This window comes from Frigidibacter sp. MR17.24 (assembly GCF_037095655.1).
GTDB lineage: Bacteria > Pseudomonadota > Alphaproteobacteria > Rhodobacterales > Rhodobacteraceae > Frigidibacter.
Genome location: NZ_JBAWKE010000008.1, coordinates 130060 through 147839, shown reverse-complemented (window position 1 = coordinate 147839; position 17780 = coordinate 130060). Strand labels below are relative to the sequence as shown.

17 protein-coding genes are annotated in these 17780 nt (G+C 70.5%); 12 read left to right on the top strand and 5 right to left on the bottom strand.

Annotated features, from left to right (window positions below):
* The first annotated feature begins 325 nt into the window (after positions 1-325).
* Positions 326-649, top strand: a complete 324-nt coding sequence (locus V8J39_RS19715) for a hypothetical protein (protein WP_336462677.1) — start codon at positions 326-328, stop codon at positions 647-649.
* A gap of 19 nt (positions 650-668) precedes the next feature.
* Here V8J39_RS19715 and V8J39_RS19710 read toward each other — a convergent pair whose 3' ends face one another.
* Positions 669-1127: an Lrp/AsnC family transcriptional regulator gene (locus V8J39_RS19710; protein ID WP_336462676.1), complete on the bottom strand. Its 459-nt coding sequence runs from the start codon at positions 1125-1127 to the stop codon at positions 669-671.
* Between the two features lie 118 nt (positions 1128-1245).
* Positions 1246-1686 carry a large conductance mechanosensitive channel protein MscL gene (gene mscL / locus V8J39_RS19705; RefSeq protein ID WP_336462675.1) on the bottom strand — a complete coding sequence of 147 codons (441 nt, stop codon included), beginning with the start codon at positions 1684-1686 and terminating at the stop codon, positions 1246-1248.
* A 180-nt stretch (positions 1687-1866) separates the two neighbouring features.
* Between mscL and V8J39_RS19700 the strand changes: the two genes are divergently transcribed.
* On the top strand, positions 1867-2568 hold the full coding sequence (locus V8J39_RS19700; protein ID WP_336462674.1) for a glutathione S-transferase C-terminal domain-containing protein: 702 nt from the start codon (positions 1867-1869) through the stop codon (positions 2566-2568).
* 123 nt (positions 2569-2691) lie between these two features.
* Positions 2692-2949, top strand: coding sequence for a hypothetical protein (locus tag V8J39_RS19695; protein ID WP_336462673.1), 258 nt, complete (start codon positions 2692-2694; stop codon positions 2947-2949).
* 57 nt (positions 2950-3006) lie between these two features.
* On the opposite strand, the gene V8J39_RS19690 is transcribed toward V8J39_RS19695, so the two are convergent.
* Both V8J39_RS19690 and V8J39_RS19685 read right to left on the bottom strand, forming a co-directional pair.
* Positions 3007-3837: an inositol monophosphatase family protein gene (locus tag V8J39_RS19690; protein WP_336462672.1), complete on the bottom strand. Its 831-nt coding sequence runs from the start codon at positions 3835-3837 to the stop codon at positions 3007-3009.
* Positions 3834-4673, bottom strand: coding sequence for a glycerophosphodiester phosphodiesterase family protein (locus V8J39_RS19685; RefSeq protein WP_336462671.1), 840 nt, complete (start codon positions 4671-4673; stop codon positions 3834-3836). Before V8J39_RS19685 ends, V8J39_RS19690 begins: the two co-directional genes overlap by 4 nt.
* A 182-nt stretch (positions 4674-4855) precedes the next feature.
* Here V8J39_RS19685 and V8J39_RS19680 point away from each other — a divergent pair, with 182 nt between their 5' ends.
* The 9 genes from V8J39_RS19680 to V8J39_RS19640 all read left to right on the top strand — a co-directional run bounded on the left by V8J39_RS19680 (position 4856) and on the right by V8J39_RS19640 (position 16330).
* Positions 4856-6379 carry a cryptochrome/photolyase family protein gene (locus V8J39_RS19680; protein ID WP_336462670.1) on the top strand — a complete coding sequence of 508 codons (1524 nt, stop codon included), beginning with the start codon at positions 4856-4858 and terminating at the stop codon, positions 6377-6379.
* A 253-nt stretch (positions 6380-6632) separates the two neighbouring features.
* Positions 6633-8243 carry a 2-isopropylmalate synthase gene (locus tag V8J39_RS19675; RefSeq protein ID WP_336462669.1) on the top strand — a complete coding sequence of 537 codons (1611 nt, stop codon included), beginning with the start codon at positions 6633-6635 and terminating at the stop codon, positions 8241-8243.
* Positions 8244-8469: 226 nt separating this feature from the next.
* Positions 8470-9501 (top strand): acyltransferase, encoded by a 1032-nt coding sequence (locus tag V8J39_RS19670; protein WP_336462668.1) that lies wholly within the window; start codon positions 8470-8472, stop codon positions 9499-9501.
* Positions 9502-9648: 147 nt separating this feature from the next.
* A complete protein-coding gene (locus V8J39_RS19665) occupies positions 9649-10686 on the top strand; it encodes a rod shape-determining protein (RefSeq protein WP_336462667.1) in 1038 nt (345 codons plus the stop codon).
* A 68-nt stretch (positions 10687-10754) separates the two neighbouring features.
* Entirely contained in the window at positions 10755-11690 is a 936-nt protein-coding gene (gene mreC, locus V8J39_RS19660; RefSeq protein ID WP_336462666.1) for a rod shape-determining protein MreC, read from the top strand.
* Positions 11687-12235, top strand: a complete 549-nt coding sequence (locus tag V8J39_RS19655; protein WP_336462665.1) for a rod shape-determining protein MreD — start codon at positions 11687-11689, stop codon at positions 12233-12235. Before mreC ends, V8J39_RS19655 begins: the two co-directional genes overlap by 4 nt.
* Positions 12232-14178: a penicillin-binding protein 2 gene (mrdA, locus tag V8J39_RS19650; RefSeq protein WP_336462664.1), complete on the top strand. Its 1947-nt coding sequence runs from the start codon at positions 12232-12234 to the stop codon at positions 14176-14178. Before V8J39_RS19655 ends, mrdA begins: the two co-directional genes overlap by 4 nt.
* Positions 14179-14184: 6 nt before the next feature.
* Positions 14185-15324 (top strand): rod shape-determining protein RodA, encoded by a 1140-nt coding sequence (rodA, locus tag V8J39_RS19645; protein ID WP_336462663.1) that lies wholly within the window; start codon positions 14185-14187, stop codon positions 15322-15324.
* A gap of 67 nt (positions 15325-15391) precedes the next feature.
* Positions 15392-16330, top strand: a complete 939-nt coding sequence (locus V8J39_RS19640) for an NAD(P)-dependent oxidoreductase (protein ID WP_336462662.1) — start codon at positions 15392-15394, stop codon at positions 16328-16330.
* Here V8J39_RS19640 and V8J39_RS19635 read toward each other — a convergent pair.
* Positions 16324-17508, bottom strand: coding sequence for a pyridoxal phosphate-dependent aminotransferase (locus V8J39_RS19635; protein WP_336462661.1), 1185 nt, complete (start codon positions 17506-17508; stop codon positions 16324-16326). The genes V8J39_RS19640 and V8J39_RS19635 overlap by 7 nt on opposite strands.
* Positions 17509-17780 lie beyond the last annotated feature (272 nt).

Sequence of the window (17780 nt, the reverse complement as noted above, 5' to 3'; positions counted from 1 at the left end):
TCACCCCGTGGGAGTTTCACCAACGGTCAGCAGAGAACCAAACCCTGAACAGAGCGAACTGAAAAACGCGGACTCTATGGGGAGCAGGTCAGCGATGCACTAACAGCTAGATCCGGACGTTCTCGAGACGTGTTGCGCCCTGCGGCGCGTCAGGAGGCGAGCCACGGGATGTGGCACGCCCAGCTTCGGCCGCCCTCGCATCGCGCGAGCGCGGATCGCTGACGGACACTGCTGCGGCTCACGTCCCGATGCCTGTCCCTCTCGCCCGTTGACCTGTGGTATGCTTCCGTCCGGAGAAAGGGGGGACCGCGCCATCACCCGATCCGTGCACCAGAATGGACTTTACAGCGCCGTCGCCACCGCGATCGCGGGCCTCGCCTTGTCCGGTTGTCTTGCGGGGCGCGACGCGGAGCGCGGGGCGGGCGGGGCGCCGGTCACGGTGCCCGAGGCGGCAGCGCGCGCGGCCTGCCTGCGCGACGTGCGCCGAACGACCGGCACCGCCGATGCCGCCGTCACGGCCGCGTTGCCCTCGGGGGCCGGAACGGAAGTGTGGCTCAGGGTCGGCCCCACCGGCCGCTGGCATTGCCTTGCCCGGCACGACGGCACCACGGCAGAGATCCGGTCGCTGACCGACGAGGGCGCGCTGTGAACGGCCGCCGACGCCGCCGTCAGACCGGGATCGCGGTGGTCTGCTGCACGGTGCGCAGCGAGAAGGACGAATGCATCTGCGCCACCCCCGGCAACCGCGCGAGGTGCTGGCGGTGGATGCGCGCGAAATCCTCGGTGTCGGCGGCGACGACCTTCAGCAGGTAATCCGCCGAGCCCGCCATCAGATGGCATTCCAGCACGTCGGGCACGCGGCGCACCTCGCGCTCGAAGGCCTCGAGCACCTCGTCGGCCTGGCCTGACAGGGTTATCTCGACGAAGACCGTCGTCGGGCGGTCGAGCTTGCGCGCGTTCAGAAGCGCCACGTAGGCGTCGATGAAGCCGTCAGCCTCGAGCCGCTGCACCCGGCGATGGCAGGCCGAGGCCGAGAGGTTCACCTGCTCGGCCAGCTCGGCATTGGTGATCCGGCCCTGCCGCTGCAGGACGGTCAGGATGCGGCGATCCGTGGCGTCTAGATCCATCTGGGCGCAATCTTCTTCGAAATCCGGCACTTCGGATCGAAGATATGCGCGAAGACGTCCGGTAATTCCAGCAGGAAACGCCGCACCCCCGCGGTCAGATCGGCGGTCAGACCAACTGTCAGACCGGGCGCGACTTCAGCAGGTCGCGGATCTCGGCCAGAAGCTGCTCCTGCGTCGGGCCCTTGGGGGCGCTTTCGGCCGGGGCCTCGCCCTTCTCGACCGCCATCTCCTTGGCCTTGTTCACGGCCTTGACCAGCATGAAGACCACGAAGGCGATGATCAGGAAGTTGATCACGGCCATGATGAACGAGCCGTAGGCGAAGACGGCGGCGCCGGAGTCCTTGGCGGTCTGCAGGCCGGCGCTTTCCGGCACGTTGCCCGAGAGCACGACGTAGAGGTTGGTGAAGTCGATCCCGCCGATGATCAGGCCGATGATCGGGTTGATGAGATCGTCGACCATCGACTTCACGATCGCCGTGAAGGCGGCGCCGATGATGATCCCGACCGCAAGGTCGAGCACGTTGCCCCGCGAGATGAAGGTGCGGAATTCCTTGATCATGTCTGTCCCCTTCGATGGTACGCGGCGCACCGGCCCACGCCCTTGCGCAAGCCGGCGCGACCCGGCGCGCGACCCGGTTGTGCGCTGCCGCAGAGGGAATGTAGCAGGATCCGCAACTATTTCCCGCTTCTTTTATCTTTACGGGGCCTTACCTGTTAACCGGACAGCAAGGAGTTACCGATGACCGATCTCAGCGCCTTTCCGATCACGCGCAAGTGGCCGCCGCGGACGGCCGGCGCGATCCAGCTGTATTCCCTGCCGACGCCGAACGGGGTCAAGGTCTCGGTCATGCTTGAGGAATGCGGGCTGGCCTATGACGCGCACAAGGTCGATTTCGGCAGCAACGACCAGTTCAGCCCGGAATTCCTGTCGCTGGCCCCCAACAACAAGATCCCGGCGATCCTGGACCCCGCGGGGCCGGACGGCACGCCGGTGGGGCTATGGGAAAGCGGCGCGATCCTGATCTATCTCGGCGAGAAGACCGGGCGGTTCCTGCCCGCCGCCGGCGCCGCCCGGGCCGAGGTGATCCAGTGGCTGATGTGGCAGATGGGCGGGCTTGGGCCGATGTTCGGCCAGTACGGCTTCTTCCACGTCTTCGCCGGCAAGGCGATCGAGGATCCGCGGCCGCGCCAGCGCTTCGCCGACGAATCGCGCCGGCTGCTGGGCGTGCTGGACGGGCGGCTGGCCGATCGCGACTGGGTCGCGGGCGACTATTCGATCGCCGACATGGCCATCGCCTCGTGGCTCTGGGGGGCGTCGAAGTACTACGGCATGCCCGAGGCGCTGGACTGGGGCCCCTATCCCCGGGTCTCGGCCTATCTCGAGCGGTTCGTGGCGCGCCCGGCGGTTCAGCGCGGGCTTGTGCAACCGCCGCGGCAGTGAGCCTTCGGGCCCGCGCAGGATGCCCTTGCGGCGGCTGCGCGGGAAAGCCATTGCCTGTGCGCGACCGCCCGGTCTAGCGTGCAGGCTGACACCGGTTGCGGTTTCGGTGCCGCGGAGACCCCCATGCCAGAACGGAAGAAGCTGCGACTGGACATCGTGCGATTCCTCGTCGCGCGTGGCGCCCGCTCGGCCGAGGGGTCGGTCGACGCGATGGATCATTTCCTCGGCCTCGGGATCCGCAGCCGCGACTATGCCGAGGCGATCACCGACCTGCTGTCGCTGCGGGTGATCGCGCATGGCAACCAGGGCGAATACGTCACCGAGGAGGGCGAGGAATTCGCCGGACCCGAGCTGATGCGCCCCCGGAAGGCGGCGGACTAGCCCGCCGTCCGCCGGGGCCGACCGCCCAGTTCCTCCGGCCCTGCAGCTCCGCCGTCGTCAGTCCCCCGCCGGGCCCAGTGCCGCTGTCAGGCGCACCAGCGCCTCGGCCAGGACCTCGGGCGCGCGGGCCGAGACCTGAAGATCCTCGGGGCGGGCATCGGGCCAGCGCGTGCCGCGCAGCGTGGCCGAGCGGCCGCCGAGTTCATCAAGCATCATCTGCCCCGCGGCGTGGTCCCAGGTCTTGAGCCCGGTCGACAGGAAGAAGTCGACCTCGCCGGTCAGCAGCAGCCGGTATTCGTAGGCCGAGCACTGCACCGTCACCACCCGCGGCAGGTCGGGGAAGGCGCCCATCAGCGCGGCGCGGCCGGTCGCGGTGAATTGCGACAGCGGCAGCATGCCCGCGCCCATCGCCGCCCCGCCCGGCAGCGGCGGCAGCGCCGCGAGCCGGCCCGCGGCGTCGCGGCGGTGCACGCCCCCGCCCGCGAGGCCCAGCAGCGTGTCGCCCTGCAGCGGGTAGTGCAGCGCCCCGGCGATGCAGTCGCCCCGCGCCAGCACCGAGACCATGCAGCCGAAGACCGGCAGGCCCTTGGCGAAGTTCCAGGTGCCGTCGACCGGGTCGATGACGAACAGGAGCGGGTCGGCGGTGAAGTCGAAGCCCGGGCCCGCCGTCTCCTCGCCGATCACCGCGGCGCCGGGGAAGCGGGCGAGAAGCGCGGCGGTCAGCTGGCGCTCGGCCTCGACATCGGCCACGGTCACGAGATCGTCGGGCGAGGTCTTCGCCCCGATGTCGCCCCGCGCGAGCTGGCCGAAGCGCGGCATCACCTGATCGGCGCAGGCCGCGCGCATCAGCTGGTCGAGCGCGCAGAGGTCGTCGAGGGTGAAGGTCATGCCGGCACCTCCTGATGCGCGAGCCACGCGAGCAGCCGCGGCGCGGCGTCGGTCTGGATCGCGCTGACGCCGGCGCGGACCAGCCGGCCCCAGACCGCGTCGGGATCGGCGAGGGCGGCGCTGTCGGACAGGCCGCAGTCATGCGCGCAGTCGAGCGTGTTGACCCAGACCGCGGTGCCGAGCCGGTTCAGCCGCGCGCAGATCGCGGGCAGCAGGTCGGCGTCGTCGAAGCTTGCCTCGACCATGAAGGGCGGCGCCGCGGCGAGCGCGTCCAGCCGCGCCGCGCAGGTGGCGGCGGTGAACCGCGCCATCGCCATCATCGCGATCCCGCTCTCGGCCTGCAGCGCGGCGAGGCGGCGGCAGTCCTCGGCGGTCTCGACGCGGGCCTTCAGGTCGACCCGGTCCTCGGCCCCGGCGGCGCGGACGGCGGCGATCACCTCGGGCGCGAGGGAGAGGTCCTTGAGATCGAGGTCGAGGAAGATGCGGCCCCGCGCCACGGCCAGCGCGGCGGCGAGCGTCGGCACGGTCTGCGCGGTGGGCGCGGCGCCGGGACCGCCGTCGCGTGCCAGAAGCGGCAGCGCCGACAGTTCGGCCAGCGTCGCCGCGGCGGGCGCGAGGTCGTGCCCGGTGGTGCGCCGGCAGCTGGCGTCGTGCATCAGCACCAGCGCGCCGTCGGCGGTGCGGCGGATGTCGATCTCGGCCACGGTGCAGCCGGCCTCGGCGGCGGCGACGATGGCGGCCAGGCTGTTCTCGGGCGCCGCGTCCCAGTGACCGCGATGCGCGACCACCGCCACGCGCGGCGTGCGGGTGGCACGGGAATGACGGTAGGAAGTCATGGGGAGGGCTCCGTCGGCCGGGGAGGGTCGCGCCAGATGACCCCGGCCCGGCGGCGCGGTCAACCGCCCGGGAACCCTATTGCGTCCGGACCGTTGCCCGGCGACACGGTGGCGCGCCGCGGGCCCGCGGCCAGACGGCCCGGCAGGGTGTGCGGCGGCATGATGCCGCAACGGAGGCGGCCTTGGCCCTGATCCTCGTGCTGGGCGACCAGCTTTCCCCCGGGCTGGCCGCGCTGCGGCTGGCCGACCGCGCCACCGACCGCGTCGTCATGGCCGAGGTCGCGGCCGAGACCGACTATGTCCCGCACCACCCCAAGAAGATCGCGCTGATCTTCGCCGCGATGCGCAAGTTCGCGGCCCGGCTGCAGGACCAGGGCTGGACGGTCGACTACACCCGGCTCGACGATCCGGGCAACGCGGGCTCTATCCCCGGGGAGTTGTTGCGCCGGGCCGAGGCCACGGGCGCGACCCGGGTGCTGGCGACGCGGCCCGGCGAGTGGCGGCTGGTGCGCGCGCTCGAGGAGCTGCCGCTCCGGGTCGAGATCCTGGAGGACGACCGCTTCATCGCCAGCCACGCCGACTTCGACGCCTGGGCCGAGGGGCGCAAGGAGCTGCGGATGGAGTGGTTCTATCGCGAGATGCGCCGCAGGACCGGCCTGCTGATGCAGGGCGACAAGCCCGTCGGCGGCAAGTGGAACTTCGACCACGACAACCGCAAGCCCGCGCAGGCCGACCTGTTCATGCCCCGCCCGGTCGAGATCGCGCCCGACGCGGTGACCGCCGAGGTGCTGGACCTGGTCGAGGCGCGGTTCCCGAAGAATTTCGGCCGGCTCAGGCCCTTCGCGCTGGCGACCACGCCCGAGGAGGCGGAGCGGGTCTTCGCGGGGTTCCTGCGTCACGCCCTGCCGCGGTTCGGCGATTTCCAGGACGCGATGCTGGCGGGCGAGAAGTACCTGTACCATTCGCTGATCTCGTCCTCGCTCAACATCGGGCTGCTGGACCCGCTGGAGGTCTGCCGCCGCGCCGAGGCCGAGCACACCGCCGGCCGCGCGCCGCTGAACGCGGTCGAGGGCTTCATCCGCCAGATCCTGGGCTGGCGGGAATACGTGCGCGGGATCTATTTCCGCGAGGGGCCGGACTATCCGCGGCGCAACGCGCTGAACCACCGGCGCGGGCTGCCGCCGCTGTACTGGGGCGCGCCGACGCGGATGGCGTGCCTGGGCGCGGCGGTGGCGCAGACCCGCGACGAGGCCTATGCCCACCACATCCAGCGCCTGATGCTGACCGGCAACTTCGCCCTGCTGGCCGGGGTCGACCCGGCCGAGGTGCACGAATGGTACCTGTCGGTCTATGCCGACGCCTTCGAATGGGTCGAGGCGCCCAACACCGTGGGCATGAGCCAGTTCGCCGATGGTGGGCTTCTGGGGTCCAAGCCCTATGTCTCGTCGGGCAACTACATCAACCGGATGTCGGATTACTGCGGCGGCTGCGCCTATCGGGTGCAGGACCGCAGCGGGCCGGACGCCTGCCCGTTCAACCTGCTGTACTGGCAGTTCCTCGACCGCCACCGCGACCGTTTCGCGGCCAATCCGCGGATGGGCAACATCTATCGCACCTGGGACCGGATGGACGAGACCCACCGCGCCACCGTGCTGGCCGAGGCGGGGGCGTTTCTCGACCGGCTGTCGAAGGGCGATCCGGTCTAGGCCGGCGCTTGCCGAAAATTGCGCGCGACGCGGGGCGGATTTCCTTTTGCATCCTTCGCGAACTGCCTGTAGGTTCGCCGCCATGACACGGGACCTGCACATCTCTCACGCACCGGGCGCATCCAGCGCCCCCGCGCCCCGTGGTCTGCTGCTTCTTCTTAGTCTCCTCTGAGCGTGCCCTCCGGCGCGACCGCTCAGAGATGACCAGCGCCGGCACCCATAGCAGACCACAGCAGAAGACCGGAGAGATCCGATGACCACCCAGGACGTCACCAAGACCATCGCCCCTGCCGCAGCCGACCGCGACCGCGTGCTGATCTTCGACACCACGCTGCGCGACGGCGAGCAGTCGCCCGGCGCGACGATGAGCCATGCCGAGAAGCTGGAGATCGCGGCGCTTCTCGACGAGATGGGCGTCGACATCATCGAGGCCGGCTTCCCGATCGCGTCCGAGGGCGATTTCGCCGCGGTGTCCGAGATCGCGAAGAATGCCGACCGCTCGGTGATCTGCGGCCTCGCCCGCGCGAACTTCGGCGACATCGACCGCTGCTGGGAGGCGATCCGCCACGCCAGGCTGCCGCGGATCCACACCTTCATCGGCACCTCGCCGCTGCATCGCGACATCACCAAGCTGGACATGGACGGCATGGTGCAGCGCATCCACGACTCGGTGACCCATGCGCGCAACCTGTGCGACAATGTGCAGTGGTCGCCGATGGACGCGACCCGGACCGAGCGCGACTTCCTGTGCCGCGTGGTCGAGACCGCGATCAAGGCCGGCGCCACGACGATCAACATCCCCGACACCGTCGGCTACACGATGCCGAACGAGAGCGCCGAGATCATCCGCGAGCTGCTGGAGCGGGTGCCGGGCGCGGACCAGATCGTCTTCGCGACGCATTGCCACAACGACCTGGGGATGGCGACGGCCAACAGCCTCGCCGCCGTGTCGGCGGGCGCGCGCCAGATCGAGTGCACGATCAACGGCCTGGGCGAGCGTGCGGGCAACACCGCGCTGGAAGAGGTGGTGATGGCGCTGAAGGTCCGCCGCGACCTGATGCCGTTCTCGTCGGGGATCGACACCACCAAGATCATGAACCTCTCGCGCCGCGTGGCGCAGGTGTCGGGCTTCCCGGTGCAGTACAACAAGGCGGTCGTCGGCAAGAACGCCTTCCTGCACGAATCGGGCATCCACCAGGACGGCGTGCTGAAGAACGTCGAAACGTTCGAGATCATGCGCCCCGCCGACATCGGCATCACCGAGACCAACATCGCCATGGGCAAGCACTCGGGGCGCGCGGCGCTCAGGGCCAAGCTCAAGGACCTGGGGTTCGATCTGGGCGACAACCAGATCAACGACGTCTTCGTCCGGTTCAAGGCGCTGGCCGACCGCAAGAAGGAGATCTTCGACGAGGATCTCGTCGCGCTGATGGCCGACAGCGCCCAGAACACCGAGAACGACTATCTGGTGGTGAAGTACCTCAAGGTGGTCTGCGGCACCGAGGGGCCGCAGACGGCCGAGCTGAAGATGATGGTGGGGGGCGTCGAGCAGACCGCCTCGACCACCGGCGACGGCCCGGTCGACGCGGCGTTCAACGCGGTCAAGACGCTGTTCCAGCACAAGGCGCGGCTGAAGCTTTACCAGGTGAGCGCGGTCACCGGCGGTACCGATGCGCAGGCCACCGTGCAGGTGCGGCTGGAAGAGGACGGGCGGATCGTCACCGGTTCGGCGGCCGACACCGACACGATCCTGGCCAGCGTGAAGGCCTATGTCGGCGCGCTGAACCGGCTGCGCGTGCGGCGCGAGAAATCGGCGCCGAACGAGGATACCCGCACCGTCACCTACCGCAGCGCCGGCGCCTGAGGGGCCGCTGCGCGCGGCCCTGGCGACGCTGACGTCTTGCACGGGCGGTCCCGAGAGGGGCCGCCCGTTTGCGTGCGTTTGCCTGCGCCCGGGCCCGACCGGTGAGGTTTTGCCGGTGCGCCGGCGCCGGACCGGCAAGGCCCTGCCCATCGCGGCGCCGTGTCGGAACCCCGGCCCGGCGCGGCCCTTGAGTCGCCGTGACCGCGACGAAAGGCCCCTGCCCGTGATGAGTGACCTGACCACCGCTACCGCCCCTGCCCCTGCCCCCGCCACCGCCCCTGCCCCGTCCCATGCCCCCGCCCGCCCGGCCGCCGACCCGCCGGCCGCGGCGCGCGAGCGCGACCTTGGGCTGGACAGCCTGCGGATCCTGCTCGCGCTTCTGGTGGTGGCGATCCATACCGGGGCGCTGGCCGATGTCGGGCTCTGGCCGCAGTTCGTGCTGGTGCAGGGGCTGGCGCGGATCGCGGTGCCGACCTTCTTCGTGCTGTCGGGCTTCTATTTCGAACGCGCGACCCGGGCCGGACCCGGGCGCTGGCTGGGACATGCGCTGTCGCTGTATCTGCTGTGGATGCTGGCCTACCTGCCGCAGTGGTGGGGAGCGGAGCGGGATCTGGGCGACGTCGCCTACAGCCTGTGGTTCGGCTATTTCCACCTGTGGTACCTTGTGGCGATGGCGCAGGGCGGGCTGATGCTGTGGCTGCTGCGCGGAATGGGCACCGCGCCGCTCGCCGCGCTGGCAAGCGCGATCGCGGTCGCGGCCTGGATCCTTCAGCACGAGATGATGGCCGACGCGATCCCGACCGATCCCGACCGGGTGCGCAACGCGGTGATGTTCGCCTTCCCCTATCTCGCGCTCGGGCTGTGCGCCGGGCGGCTGCGGCCGCTGTTCCCGGTGCACCGCGGCGCGATGCGCGCGGCGCTGGCGCTGGCGGCGGTGGCCTTCGCCGTCGAGGTGGTCTGGACCGGCCGTGCGCTGGGTCCGCGCGTCGGCCTTGACGTGCACCTGTCGCTGATCGCGCTGTGCCCGCTTCTGGTCGCGGTGATCTCGGACGCGGGCTGGCGCGCGCCGGCGCGGGGCCTTGCGGGGCGGCTTGCCGGGATCGCCACCGGCATCTACCTGATCCACCCCTGGCTGATCGAGCTGGTGCGCGATCTGGGCGACCCCGCACCCACGCTGCGCTGGATCGCGGTCGCCGCGCTGTCGCTGCCGGCCGCGGCGCTGCTGGTGCGGCTGAACCGCCGGCTGCCGCTGCTGTGACGGCCGCCGGCCCGCCGCGGATGCGCGGGTTCGAGCCTGCGGCCGCCAGTACCCTTTCCGACCCGCGGCCCCTTGCCTATAACGGCGCGGCTTGCGCGGGGAATCCCCCCGAGTCGCGGGCGGTGGGGCATGCAGCAGGAACGGAATATGGCAGGCTTTGGCGGTCTCTTCTCGTCGGACATGGCGATCGACCTCGGTACGGCGAACACGCTGGTCTACGTGAAGGGGCGGGGGATCATCCTGAACGAGCCCTCGGTCGTGGCCTACCACGTGAAGGACGGCAAGAAGCAGGTGCTGGCCGTCGGCGAGGATGCGAAACTGATGCTGGGCCGCACGCCCGGCTCGATCGAGGCGATCCGGCCGATGCGCGAAGGCGTCATCGCCGATTTCGACGTCGCGGAAGAGATGATCAAGCATTTCATCCGCAAGGTTCACAAGCGCACGACCTTCACCAAGCCCAAGATCATCGTCTGCGTGCCGCATGGCGCGACGCCGGTCGAGAAGCGCGCGATCCGCCAGTCGGTGCTGTCGGCGGGCGCCCGCCGCGCCGGCCTGATCGCCGAGCCGATCGCGGCCGCCATCGGCGCCGGCATGCCCATCACCGATCCCACGGGCAGCATGGTCGTCGACATCGGCGGCGGCACGACAGAGGTCGCGGTGCTGTCGCTTGGCGACATCGTCTATGCCCGCTCGGTCCGCGTCGGCGGTGACCGGATGGACGAGGCGATCATCAACTACCTGCGCCGCCAGCAGAACCTGCTGGTGGGCGAGTCGACGGCCGAGCGCATCAAGACCTCGATCGGCACCGCGCGGATGCCCGACGACGGCCGCGGCGCGTCGATGCTGATCCGGGGCCGCGACCTGCTGAACGGCGTGCCGAAGGAGACCGAGATCAACCAGGCTCAGGTCGCCGAGGCGCTGGCCGAGCCGGTGCAGTCGATCTGCGAGGCGGTGATGACCGCGCTGGAAGCCACGCCCCCCGATCTTGCCGCCGACATCGTCGACCGCGGCGTGATGCTGACCGGCGGCGGCGCGCTGCTGGGCGAGCTGGACCTCGCGCTGCGCGAGCAGACCGGGCTGTCGATCTCGATCGCCGACCAGTCGCTGAATTGTGTGGCTCTCGGGACCGGCAAGGCGCTGGAATACGAGAAGCAGCTGCGGCATGTGATAGACTACGACAGCTGAACGGGCGGGTCCCTGCCGCCCGCCGGGTCGTCCACCTTCGAGGGCCCTGAAGGGGCCGGGAACCAGCCTTGGCACGTAACCGCGACGCCGACATCGATTTTGCCGGACCGGTCCGCCGCATCCTGATCGCGGTGCTGGTCCTGCTGCTGACCGCGACCTTCCTGGTCTGGCGGATCGATTCCCCGCGCGTCGAGCGGTTCCGCGAGGCGATCGTCGACCGGGTGGTGCCGAACATGGACTGGGCGCTGCTGCCGGTGACGAAGTTCGTCGGCATGGTCGAAAGCGCGCGCAGCTATGCCCGGATCTACGAGCAGAACCAGCAGCTGAAGCGCGAGCTGCAGCAGATGAAGGCCTGGAAAGAGGCCGCCGTCCAGCTGGAGCAGCAGAACGCCAAGCTTCTGGCGCAGAACCACGTGCGGCTGGACCCGCAGCTGACCTCGGTCTCGGGGGTGGTGCTGGCCGACTCGGGCAGCCCGTTCCGGCAGTCGGTGCTGTTGAACGTGGGCGCGCGCGACGGCATCGTCGACGGCTGGGCGACGATGGACGGGCTTGGCCTCGTGGGCCGGATCTCGGGCGTGGGCGAGCGCACGGCGCGGGTGATCCTGCTGACCGATTCCTCGTCGCGGATCCCGGTCACGATCCAGCCCTCGGGCCAGCGGGCGATCCTGGCCGGCGACAACACCGCCGCGCCGCCGCTCGACTTCCTCGAGGCGCCCGAGCAGGTGCGGCCGGGCGACCGGGTGATCTCGTCCGGCGACGGCGGCGTGTTCCCGGCCGGGATCCTGGTGGGCGAGGTCGCCAAGGACCGCGACAACCGGCTGCGGGTGCGGCTGGCGGCGGAATACGACCGGCTCGACTTCCTGCGCGTGCTGCGCAGCCACCCGGCCGAGCGGATCACCGATCCCGGCGTGCTGATCCCGCCCGAGGTGCCGCCGCTGGTCGCGGCGGACCAGGCCCGGATGCAGGGCCCGCAGCCGCAGGACGGCGTGCAGGTGTCGCAATGATCGACCCCGTCACCTCGCGCCGCTGGAGCCTGCGGGCGCTGTTCGTCGCGCTGGCCTGCCTGATGATCTTCCTGCGCATCCTGCCGCTGTCGACGGTGCCGGCGCGGCTGCCGGGGCCCGACCTCGTGCTGTGCCTGGCGCTGGCCTGGGTGGTGCGCCGGCCCGATGTCGTCTCGGCGCCGCTGATCGTGGCGGTGTTCCTGTTCGAGGACATGCTGACGCTGCGCCCGCCGGGGCTGTGGACGCTGCTGGTGCTGCTGGGGACCGAGTTCCTGCGCGACCGCGCCTCGGCGCTCAGGCGGCTGCCGTTTCTCGTGGACTGGGCGATGGTGGCGGCGGTAGTCTTGCTGATCACCCTTGCCAGCCGGCTGGTGCTGGGCCTTGCCATGGTCCCGCAGACCAACCTGTGGATGACCGTGGCGCAGATGGTCGCCACGATCCTTGCCTATCCGCCGGTCGTCGGGGCCACGCATCTCGCCGCGCGCCTGCTGCCCGGCCCGACCGAGGGCGACGGGACCGCGCGCGGACTTGGGAGGACGGCATGAGACGCTCGCCGAAGGACACGGCCGAAAGCAGCCGCAAGATCACGCGCCGCGCGCTGGTGCTGGGCGCCTCGCAGGCCGCCGTGGTCGCGGTGCTGGGCTTCCGGATGCATCACATGCAGGTCGACGAGGCCGACGACTTCAAGCTGCTGGCCGAGGAGAACCGCATCAACATGCGGCTGATCCCGCCCGCGCGCGGGCTGATCAACGACCGCAACGGCAACCTGCTGGCCGGCAACGAACAGAACTATCGCGTGGTGATCACCCGCGAGGATGCCGGCGACGTCGAGGACGTGCTGCACCGGCTGGCGCAGCTGATCCCGCTGACCGCCGAGGACATCGAGCGCACGCTGCACGAATCCGAGCGCCGCTCGGCCTTCGTGCCGATCACCGTCGCCGACCGGCTGAGCTGGGAGGATTTCAGCCGCGTCGCCGTGAACGCCCCCGCCCTGCCCGGCGTCACCCCCGAGGTCGGCCAGTCGCGCTTCTATCCCTATGCTGGCGATTTCGCCCATGCGCTGGGCTATGTCGGCCCGGTCTCGGACTACGACCTGTCGAAGATGGAGGATCCCGACCCGCTGCTGCAGATCCCCAAGTTCCAGATCGGCAAGGTCGGCATCGAATCGAAGATGGAGGACGTGCTGCGCGGCGAGGCCGGCACCAAGCGGATCGAGGTCAACGCCGTCGGCCGGGTGATGCGCGAGCTGGACCGCGTCGACGGCAAGCAGGGCAGCCGGGTGCAGCTGACGCTGGACCTGGGGCTTCAGAACTACATGCAGCAGCGCCTTGGCTCGGAAAGCGCCTCGGCGGTCTGCATGCATTGCGAGACCGGCGACGTGCTGGGCATCGTCTCGGCCCCCAGTTTCGATCCAAACCTGTTCGTGCGCGGCATCTCGTCGGCCGACTACAGCCAGCTGATGAACCACGACCACCGGCCGCTGGCCGACAAGTCGGTGCAGGGCACCTATCCGCCCGGCTCGACCTTCAAGATGGTGGTGGCGCTGGCGGCCCTGGAAGCCGGCGTGATGACCACGCAGGACACGGTCTATTGCCCGGGCTACATGCAGCTTGGGACCCGGCGGTTCCACTGCTGGTCGCGCGGCGGGCACGGCTCGCTGAACCTGACCGGCGCGCTGATGCATTCGTGCGACATCTATTTCTACGAGGCCGCGCAGCGCGTCGGCATCGAGAAGATCTCGGAGATGGGCCAGAAGCTGGGGCTTGGCATCCGCCACGACCTGCCGCTGTCGGCCGTGGCCGAGGGGCTGATGCCGACCAAGGCCTGGAAGCAGGAGCGCTATGGCCGCGACTGGCAGGTGGGCGACAGCGTCAATGCCGGCATCGGCCAGGGCTACATCCTCGCCTCGCCGCTGCAGCTTGCGGTGATGACCGCGCGGATCTCGACCGGGCGCGCGATCGAGCCGCGACTGATCCGCTCGATCGACGGGGTCGAGCCGCCCGCGGCGGAACCCGCGAGCCTCGGGCTGCAGGAGGCCTTCCTGCGCGCGGCCCGCAAGGGGATGCACGACGTGGTCAACCTGCGCGGCGGCACCGGCTATGGCATCCGCTGCGTCGACGACGCGATGATGATCGCGGGCAAGTCCGGCACCAGCCAGGTCCGGAACATCACCGCGGCCGAGCGTGCCGCGGGGGTGATCTCGAACGACCAGCTGCCCTGGAACCGGCGCGACCACGCGCTGTTCGTCGGCTTCGCGCCCTTCGACGCCCCCAAGGTCGCCTGTTCGGTCGTGGTCGAGCACGGCGCCGGCGGCTCGTCGGTGGCGGGGCCGATCGTGCGCGACATCCTGATGCAGGCGCTGTCGGGCGGGCTGCCGCCGCTGTCGGCCTATCCCGCCAACCAGCGCGACAAGGTCGAGGCGCAGCGCGCCAAGATGAACCTGCTCGACCCGCGGCTGACCGCCGCGGCCCCGCCGACGAGAGCGTGACGCGCCGTGAGTTATCTCGAGTATAACGTCAAGACCGTGCCGTCGGGGCTCCGCAAGGTGCTCTATGTCAACTGGCCGCTGGTGCTGCTGCTGACCGCGGTGGCCTCGGCCGGGTTCATCATGCTGTACTCGGTCGGCGGCGGGAACCTCGACCGCTGGGCCGAGCCGCAGATGAAGCGCTTCGGGGCGGGGCTGCTGCTGATGTTCATCGTCGGCTTCGTGCCGATCTGGTTCTGGCGCAACATGTCGGCGCTCGCCTATCTCGTTTCGCTGGTGCTGCTGCTGGTGGTGGAATTCTTCGGCCATGTCGGCATGGGCGCGCAGCGCTGGATCAACCTCGGCTTCATCATGCTGCAGCCGTCCGAGCTGATGAAGATCTCGATCGTGATGCTGCTTGCGGCCTATTACGACTGGCTCGACGTGAACAAGGTGTCGCGCCCGCTGTGGGTGCTCTTGCCGCTGGTGATGATCGGGGCGCCGGTGTTCCTGGTGCTGACCCAGCCCGACCTCGGCACCGCGATCCAGGTGACGCTGGGCGGGGCGATCGTGATGTTCGCGGCCGGGGTCAGCTGGATCTACTTCGGGGTGGTGGCCGCGCTGGGCGTCGGGGCGGTCGCGATCGTCTTCGCCTCGCGCGGGACGACGTGGCAGCTGCTGCGCGACTACCAGTTCCGCCGGATCGACACCTTCCTCGATCCCTCGACCGATCCGCTGGGCGCGGGCTACCACATCACCCAGGCGAAGATCGCGCTGGGATCGGGCGGCTGGGCCGGCAAGGGGTTCATGCAGGGCACCCAGTCGCGGCTGAACTTCCTGCCCGAGAAGCACACCGACTTCATCTTCACCACGCTGGCCGAGGAATTCGGCTTCTTGGGCGCGATCTCGCTGCTGACGCTTTACGTGCTGATCATCGGCTTCTGCCTGGTGTCGGCGATGAACAACAAGGACCGGTTCGCCAGCCTCGTCACCATCGGCATCGCCGGCACCTTCTTCCTGTTCTTCTCGGTGAACATGGCGATGGTGATGGGCCTCGCGCCGGTCGTCGGCGTGCCGTTGCCGCTGGTGTCCTACGGCGGATCGGCGATGATGGTGCTGATGGTCGCCTTCGGCCTGGTCCAGAGCGCCCATATCCACAAGCCCCGGTGACATCGCCGGGGCGGGTCCCCTGCCCCCCTTGGCCCGCCCTGAGGGCCGATATCGAAGACTGGAAGACATGACCGCCCGGATCTGGTTCGCCGCCCCGCCCGCCCTCTGGCCCGAGTACGAAGGGCCGCTGGCCGAGGCGCTGGCCCGCCGCGGCATCGCGGCCGAGATCTCGACCGAGGCGCCCGATCCCGCCGCCGTCGACTACATCGTCGTCGCCAACGGCGCGGTCACCCGCGACTTCGCGCCCTTCACCGGCGCGAAGGCGATGCTGAACCTCTGGGCCGGCTGCGAGAAGCTGGTGGGCAACCCGACGATCACCATGCCGCTGGCGCGGATGGTCGAGCCGGCGCTGACCGCGGGCATGGTCGAATACGTCGCCGGCCACGTGCTGCGCCACCACCTGGGGATGGATGCCGACATCCTTGGCAGCGCGGGCCCCTGGTCGGGCCGGGCCGCGCCGCCGCTGGCGAGCGAGCGCCGGGTGACGATGGTCGGCCTGGGCGCGCTGGGCGCGGCGGCGGCGCAGGCGCTGGTCGCGCTTGGCTTCCCGGTCACCGGCTGGAGCCGGTCGCCGCGCGACATCGCCGGGGTGCGCTGCCTGTCAGGCCGCGCGGGCTTCGCCGAGGCGCTGTCGGGGGCCGAGATCCTCGTGCTGCTCGCGCCCTTCACCCCCGAGACCGAGAACCTGATCGACGCGGCGGCGCTGGCGCGGCTGGCACCGGGCGCGGTGCTGATCAATCCCGCGCGCGGCCAGCTGATCGACGATGACGCCCTGCTGGCGGCGCTGGCCTCGGGGCAGCTGTCGCATGCGACGCTCGACGTGTTCCGGACCGAGCCGCTGCCGGCCGACCACCCGTTCTGGGCCGAACCGCGGATCACCGTGACACCGCATCTCGCCGCCGCGACCCGGCCCGCGACCGCGAGCGAGGTCATCGCCGAGAACGTCGCCCGCGCCGAGGCGGGGGCGCCGCTGTTGCACCTTGTCGACCTGTCGCGCGGTTACTGAGCCGGGACCAGCGCCTCGGCGAAGGCCACAAGCTCGGTGATCGCGGCCGAGAGCACCTCGTCGGGCTGGGTCAGCGCGATGCGCAGGTGCCCGGCCGCCGCGGCGCCGAAGCTTTCGCCGGGCATGACGGCGATGCGCTTCTCCTCGATCAGGCGGCGGGCGAAGGCCTCGCCCGACAGCCCGGTCGCGCGGATGTCGAGCATGACGTACATCGCCCCCGCCGCCGGCGCCGTCGAGACGATGGCGCTGCCCGCCACCGCCGCCTGCACCAGCGCGCGACGGCGGCGGAACGGGGCGGCGATCTCTTCCTCGAAGCCGGGGCCGAGGTCCAGCGCCGCCAGCGCCCCCTTCTGGATGTAGGGCACGACGCCGTAGGTGGTGTTGGTGGCCAGCACGGTCGCGGCCTCGATCACCTCGGTCGGGGCGACCAGCCAGCCCAGCCGCGAGCCGGTCATCGCGTGGCTCTTCGACATCGAGCCGATGACCACGGTGCGCTCGGCCATGCCCGGAAGGCTGCGCGGGCTGAGGTGGCGGCCCTCCCAGACCTGGGTGTCGTAGACCTCGTCCGAGATCAGCCACAGGTCGGCCGCGCGGCAGGCGCCGGCGATCGCCTCGACCGTGGCGGGCGTGTAGACGACGCCTGTCGGGTTGTTGGGCGTGTTGATCAGCAGGCTGCGCGCGCCGGTGCGGGCCTGCGCCGCCAGCACCGCGGCGGCGGTGGGCTGGAAGCCGGACTCGGCGCTGGCGGCGACCGCGACCGGCGTGGCCCCGGTGGCCAGGATCGTCGAGGGATAGGTGGGGTAATGCGGGGTCACGTAAAGCCCGGTGTCGCCCTCGGACAACAGCACCATGTGCGCGGCGAACAGCGCGGCCTGCCCGCCCGGGGTGACGATGACGTTCTCGGGCGCGGTCGGCGTGCCGGTGCGGGCGGTCACCCGCTCGGCGATGGCGCGGCGCAGCTCGGGCAGGCCGGGGCCGAAGGTGTAGCCGGTCAGCCCGCCCATCGCCGCCTCGTGCATCGCGGTCAGCACCCGCGGGTCGGTGGTGCGGTCGGGCTCGCCGATCGTGAGGTTCATCACCGGCTCGCCCGCCGCCATCAGCGCGCGGGCGCGATAGACGATCTCCCAGCCGTCGCTGCCGGCGGCACGGATGCGGGGGATGCGGGGGCCGATCTGCATGGAAACCTCGGGCGTGGACTGGGTGTCGGAATGGGTCGGACCGGGTTTCGCACATTTCATCGCCGACGAGAATGCCGCCAAGCATGTGCGGATGTTATGGATGACCCCGCACCGACAGATCGGGGCCGTCCGCAAGGTGCTGCGCAGCCATCTTGCGAACGTGGTCGGCGCCTTCGTGCGGCGCGGCTTCGGCGTCGGGTTGCCGCCCGTCGCGGGCCTTCGACCTGGCCGAGCCGATGGACGTGGCGGTGCTGAAGCCGCCGGGCGCGCGG